Source organism: Mycobacterium scrofulaceum (assembly GCF_001667885.1).
GTDB lineage: Bacteria > Actinomycetota > Actinomycetes > Mycobacteriales > Mycobacteriaceae > Mycobacterium > Mycobacterium scrofulaceum_C.
Genome location: NZ_LZJW01000080.1, coordinates 1 through 616, shown reverse-complemented (window position 1 = coordinate 616; position 616 = coordinate 1). Strand labels below are relative to the sequence as shown.

General features: G+C 68.2%; 2 pseudogenes. One reads left to right on the top strand and one right to left on the bottom strand.

Going from position 1 to position 616, the window contains the following annotated elements:
• Positions 1–224 (top strand): annotated as a pseudogene (locus tag A5681_RS28185) (hypothetical protein); the annotation flags it as partial.
• Between the two features lie 4 nt (positions 225–228).
• Here the strand turns inward: A5681_RS28185 and A5681_RS28180 are convergent.
• Positions 229–616: pseudogene (locus tag A5681_RS28180) on the bottom strand (hypothetical protein); the annotation flags it as partial.

The following is a 616-nucleotide window of genomic DNA, read 5'->3' as shown; positions in this document are numbered from 1 at the left end:
TCGTCGAGCAGACGGTGCAGAAGATCTGCGAGATCACCGACGGCCAGGCGTTCCACGCCGACAGCCTGGAGTCGCTGAAGAACGTCTACTCGACCCTGCAGCGCCAGATCGGCTACGAAACCGTCAAGGGCGATGCCAGCCTGGCCTGGATGCTGCTGGGGGCGGTCGCCTTGGCGAGCGCGATCCTGGCCGGCCTGTTCCTGAACCGCCGGCTGCCGTCCTGAGCGATCAGACCGGCAGCCGCCGGTTGATCAGCAGCGCCAACGCCGTCGCGATCAGGGCGGTGATCACGCCCAGGCGCAGCCACCCGGCGCTGCCCGGCCCCGCCACGGTGCGATAGCCGATGTCCTTCTCGATCGCGTTGTAGCTCTTGTTGAGCTCGGCGATGTTGCTGGCGGTGTAGGACTGCCCGCCGGAAAGCTTGGCGATGGTCTTCATCTGGTCCGTCGAGACCGGGACGGCGACGCGCTGCCCGTCCATCTCGATCTCGCCGGTCTTGGTGCCGAACGAGATCGTCGAGATGGGCACGCCCTCGTCCCGGGCCAGCCGCGCCGCCGTGTAGGCCCCGTCGTGCGGGTCGCTGGGATTGGACGGCTTGTTCTCCCCGCCGTCGGAC